Source organism: Microvirga sp. P4_G7 (assembly GCF_056401005.1).
This window is the reverse complement of sequence record NZ_JBFUKD010000256.1, coordinates 1-4,846: the sequence shown is the minus strand read 5'-3', so window position 1 is coordinate 4,846 and position 4,846 is coordinate 1. Positions and strand designations below refer to the sequence as shown.

At 60.3% G+C, this 4,846-nt stretch carries 5 protein-coding genes; 3 read left to right on the top strand and 2 right to left on the bottom strand.

From position 1 onward, the window contains the following. Window positions 1-8 precede the first annotated feature (8 nt). Both AC1DT3_RS12240 and AC1DT3_RS12235 read right to left on the bottom strand, forming a co-directional pair. Window positions 9-1,499, bottom strand: coding sequence for an aldehyde dehydrogenase family protein (locus AC1DT3_RS12240; RefSeq protein WP_477465526.1), 1,491 nt, complete (start codon window positions 1,497-1,499; stop codon window positions 9-11). Next, the gene (locus tag AC1DT3_RS12235) at window positions 1,496-2,170 is read right to left on the bottom strand and encodes a GntR family transcriptional regulator (RefSeq protein ID WP_477465525.1); all 675 of its coding nucleotides are present in this window, start codon (window positions 2,168-2,170) and stop codon (window positions 1,496-1,498) included. Before AC1DT3_RS12235 ends, AC1DT3_RS12240 begins: the two co-directional genes overlap by 4 nt. A 201-nt stretch (window positions 2,171-2,371) precedes the next feature. Here AC1DT3_RS12235 and AC1DT3_RS12230 point away from each other — a divergent pair, with 201 nt between their 5' ends. From AC1DT3_RS12230 to AC1DT3_RS12220, 3 genes are all read left to right on the top strand, one after another. Beyond that, window positions 2,372-3,922 carry a DNA-3-methyladenine glycosylase 2 family protein gene (locus AC1DT3_RS12230; protein ID WP_477465524.1) on the top strand — a complete coding sequence of 517 codons (1,551 nt, stop codon included), beginning with the start codon at window positions 2,372-2,374 and terminating at the stop codon, window positions 3,920-3,922. Then, entirely contained in the window at window positions 3,915-4,463 is a 549-nt protein-coding gene (gene ogt / locus AC1DT3_RS12225) for a methylated-DNA--[protein]-cysteine S-methyltransferase (RefSeq protein WP_477465523.1), read from the top strand. Before AC1DT3_RS12230 ends, ogt begins: the two co-directional genes overlap by 8 nt. Window positions 4,464-4,563: 100 nt before the next feature. Then, a partial coding sequence (locus tag AC1DT3_RS12220; protein ID WP_477465522.1) for a hypothetical protein occupies window positions 4,564-4,846 on the top strand: 283 nt, incomplete at its 3' end.

Here is a 4,846-nt window from a genome sequence, read left to right as displayed (position 1 = left end):
CGACCGACCTATCCATGGTAAACCGAAATCGTTTTCAACGTTGCAAACCCGTAAAGCGCCTCAAAGCCCTTTTCACGTCCATGCCCGGATCGCTTGACGCCACCGAAGGGAAGTTCCACACCACCTCCTGCGCCGTAGTTATTGATGAAAACCTGTCCTGACTCGATCGCGCGGGCGAGCCGAAACTGCCGCGCGCCATCGCGCGTCCATACTCCGCACACCAAACCGAACGGTGTTCCGTTTGCGAGCGCAATTGCGTCGTCTTCCGTGTCGAACGGCATCACGACCTGGACAGGCCCAAAGATTTCTTCATGGGCCAACCGATGATCGGAGGGCACATCGCGGATCAGCGTGGGTTTGACATATGCGCCCGTTGAGGGCGCGTCAGGCGCGATCTCGCCTTGCGCAGCAACACGTAAACCCGGTTCCGCCGCGAGTGCGATGTAACTTTCGACGATATCTTTCTGCCGCGACGAGACGAGGGGGCCGACCTGATAGTCGGAAAGGGCGGGGCCAACTCGCAGCGCACGATAGCGCTCCGCCATGCGCGAGATGACTTCCTCGTAGATCGTACGCTCCACCAGGATGCGCGAAGACGCAGAACATGTCTGCCCGGCATTCTGGATGCCGGCATTCACGAGAAACGGCAATGCACGATCGAGATCTGCATCGGCGAACACGATTTGGGGCGACTTGCCACCGAGTTCGAGCGTCACGGGAACGGCGTTTTTCGCTGCCGCCATCTGGACCAACGCGCCGGTCGGCAGCGAGCCGGTGAAGGAAATGTGATTCACGTCAGGATGAGCGGACAGCGCGGCTCCAGCCTCCGCACCGAGCCCGGTAACGACATTTAACGTGCCCGCTGGCAGGCCGGCCGCAGCCGCGATCCGCGCGAATGCCAATATCGTCAAACACGCTTCCTCGGCCGGCTTGACGACTGCGGCATTTCCCATTGCGAGCGCGGCGCCGAGACTTCGCCCAATGATCTGCATCGGATAGTTCCACGGGATGATATGTCCCGTGACACCGTGCGGCTCGTAGAGCGTCATGACGGTAAAGCCGGCTTGATAGGGAAGCGTGTCACCATGCACTTTATCCGCGGCGCCCCCGTAGAACTCGAGATATCGCGCGAGCGCGACCACATCCGCACGCGCCTGCTGCAATGGCTTGCCGACATCTTGAGCTTCGAGATTCGCGAGGAGGTCGATGTTGTGAAGGACGGCCTCTCCCATTCTCTGAAGCACCCTCCCCCGTTCAGTCGCGGTCATGTGCCCCCAAGCACCGTTCAGCGCGCGGCGCGCGGCTTTGACGGCACGGTCGATATCGCCAGCCGTCCCGCGTGCTATCTCGGCAAGAGCGCTCCCGTCCGAAGGATTAGTCAGCGTGAGGACGTTGCCTTCATCCGCATCGCCCCACACGCCGTCGATGAAATGGCCGTGGCGAGGAATTGACTCTGCCGCGACAGAACTGTTCGGCACTTTGGTCACGTCCTTATTCATGAATGCGACTCCGCTGCAGGCTTGTCGCTTTGAAGGCGAATCATCGTGTCCCTGATGTGTGCCCGCGACAATGTCTCCGCTTTCTCTCCATCTCTTGCCGCGATCGCTTCGACGATCTCGCGGTGTTCTTCGATGGCGCATCGCGCCCGTTCGATGGACAGGGAGAACGCAGGCGTAAAGACCTGTGACGTCATCCGCAGGAGCGGAATATGGGCCTGCAATGCCTCGTTGCGCGCCGCATCCATGACTGCGAGATGAAAATCCACGTTAGATTGCGTATAGATCCTCGGATCCCAGGGATCGATCACAGCGGCTTGGCGAACGACGAAGTCTCGAAGCTGCCCGATGGTCCCTGCATCGGCGCGCTCGGCCGCAAATCGCGCAGCAACGCCGTCGATGACCTCGCGCAGAGCGTAAGCGTCCAAAAGGCGTGCGCGATCGACAGATGCGACCCGAACACCGCGTCCGGCCTGATGGGTCAGAAGACCGTCGCGCTCGAGAACGCGCAGCGCCTCGCGCAATGGCGTACGGCTGATGCCCAATTCCGCCGCGATCTGCTCCTGCCGAAGAATGTCTCCCGGGGCGTAGCTTCCGGAATAGATTCGCTCACGCAGGGCGTCGGCGACTTCATCGAGCAGACGGGTCTGGCTGCGCCATGCGAAGGTCGGCAAGACATCTCGCTCCTTGAACGAGGCCAGCGTATCCAGGATACAAAAATCGTCAATGCGTTTCTTACGCTAGGGAAGAAATCGACTTCAAATAACTCTATCGTATTGAAATAAAATATAATTTTCCAGTCATTCCCGCGAGCCCACGGCTTTCGGTTGATCTAGCGTCATGCCGATTTGTATCAAATAGCGACGAAAATGATCATGTCCGAAAACCGCGAGCACGGGCATCCTTGGCATGGTATTCGAGCGGTCATGGACATTCTCAATCGCGAAGCTTGCTACCGCGCCCTGCAAACGCGGGATCAACGATTTGACGGCCGCCTCTTCGTCGGCGTCACTTCGACGGGGATCTATTGTCGTCCGGTCTGCCCCGCCCGGACGGCAAAGTTCGAGAACTGCAAGTTTTTTGCGTCTGCGGCAGCGGCGCAGGAGGCTGGCTTCCGCCCCTGCCTGCGCTGCCGTCCGGAAACGGCGCCGGACGTCGCGTCTTGGCGCGGAACCTCCAATACGGTGTCGCGTGCGCTAGCGCTGATCGGAGACGGCGCCCTCGATGGGGCGGGCGCGAGCGTTGATGCGCTCGCTGAGCGGCTTGGCCTTGGTGAACGACAGTTGCGGCGGCTGTTCGACCAGCATCTCGGTGCTTCACCGGTCGCTGTCGCGCAGACGCGAAGGGTTCTTTTCGCGAAACAGCTGATCCAGGAAACAAGGATGCCGATGGCCGAGATTGCGTTGGCCGCCGGCTTCGGCAGTTTGCGGCGCTTCAACGAGGTGTTCTACGAACTCTACCGACGCGCGCCGAGCGCGCTCCGTCGAAGGTCGTTGCCCGACCTTGCTTCGACGACAGATGCCGGCGTGACGGTACGTATCCGTTATCGTGCCCCATACGATTGGCCAGCCATCATCGATTTCTTGCGAACGCGCGCCATCGCTGGCGTCGAGGATGTGTCAGACGACACGTATCGCCGGACGGTCGCGCACGAAAGCATGCTGGGTACTGTCGAGGTTCGCCACGAGCCGGCGCGGAACAATCTCGTCGTGACGCTCCATTTCCCCTGCGTGAAGGCCTTTCCGGCTATCCTCGCCCGGGTCAGGAGGGTCTTCGACGTCGGCGCCGATATCGAGACCATCGCCGCGCATCTGTCCCAGGATCCCTTTCTCGCACGGCTGGTCGCCGAGCGACCCGGTCTGCGAGCGCCAGGCGGCTGGGACGGCTTCGAACTTGCCGTGCGTGCCATATTGGGTCAGCAGGTCACCGTCGCCGCAGCGCGTCAGCTGGCAGGAAAGCTCGTCACCCTATGTGGCGCTACCGTACCCACCAGCACAGCAGCATTGTCCAGAGCCTTTCCGACGCCGCACGATATCGTCGACGCCGATCTCAGCGCGCTCGGAATGCCCAATGCTCGCCGGGACACGCTCAGGGCGCTCGCGGCTGCTGCGATTGCCGATCGCGATCTATTTCGCTCTTTCGGCACGATCGAGGATGCAGTTGCGAAGCTCCGAGATATCCGCGGCATCGGCGATTGGACCGCACATTACATTGCGCTTCGCGCTCTGCGGGAAACCGATGCGTTTCCGGCGAGCGATATCGGGTTGCTTCGCGGGGCCGCGGACGAAGACGGAATTCGACCTTCGGTCGCTGAGCTCTTGCAACGCGCCGAACCGTGGCGGCCATGGCGTGCTTATGCCGCACAGCATCTTTGGGCCGCCGATCCTGCCTTCAGGACCGATACACGCGAGGTTAGACATGGTTGAGCCACTTCGTTTGATGATGGATCGCATCGAGACGCCTGTCGGCGAACTCATCATTATCGCCGATCGCGATGGGAATTTGCGAACCATTCATTTCATGGACAGAGAAGACCGTTTGATGCGTCAGCTGCAGACGCATTACGGACGAAACGGATTTCTTCTCGAACCCAAAAAAAATCCCGCGAATCTGACGAGTGCGATGGAGGCCTATATCAACGGCGATCTGTCGATCATCGACGACCTGCCGGTGGCGACAGGCGGCACTCAGTTTCAGCGCACGGTCTGGGCCGAGCTTCGGAAAATTCCGTGCGGAGAAACGATATCCTATTCGGAGCTTGCCTGTCGCATCGACAACCCCGCTGCTGTTCGTGCAGTTGGCTTGGCGAACGGCGCAAACCCGATCAGCATCGTCGTACCTTGTCATCGGGTCATCGGCGCGAATGGAACGCTCACCGGCTATGGCGGAGGCATCGAGCGCAAACGCTGGCTTCTCGCGCACGAGGCCCGCGCGAGACAAGACTCGCAATTGGCCCTCGAACTGTAGTTTGCACAGGACAGCATTCCGCATGACCTCGTTGCCTGATTCACGCCACAAGGATGACCTTAGTTGGGCGGCTGATTCTCCTCATGTGAAAGGAAAAGCCGTGGCTGACTCGAAAAACCCTTCAGGCCTCGACGGGACGCAATCCGTCAGCGCTCTCGGCCTGAGATGGGCGGCGTTGCGCGGCATGCTCTCCTCGCCTCTGATCATGGTCGATGACCAACGGGGTTTGCGCGAAGAGCTTGTGCGTGAATTGTCCACGCTGGAACAAGATTTCGTTGCTCTTCAGGCGCGAAACGCGACCGAGATTTCAGCCAAGATCGACGTTGCTAAATCTGCCGTACGCGACGGTCTTCAAAGCGGGCAATCCTGGCTGATCGGACTCC

Excerpts from the sequence above, each read along its gene's own strand:
- AC1DT3_RS12240 (WP_477465526.1), bottom strand. The coding sequence starts at position 1,499 with ATGAATAAGGACGTGACCAAAGTGCCGAACAGTTCTGTCGCGGCAGAG.
- AC1DT3_RS12230 (WP_477465524.1), top strand. The coding sequence starts at position 2,372 with ATGTCCGAAAACCGCGAGCACGGGCATCCTTGGCATGGTATTCGAGCG.
- ogt (WP_477465523.1), top strand. The coding sequence starts at position 3,915 with ATGGTTGAGCCACTTCGTTTGATGATGGATCGCATCGAGACGCCTGTC.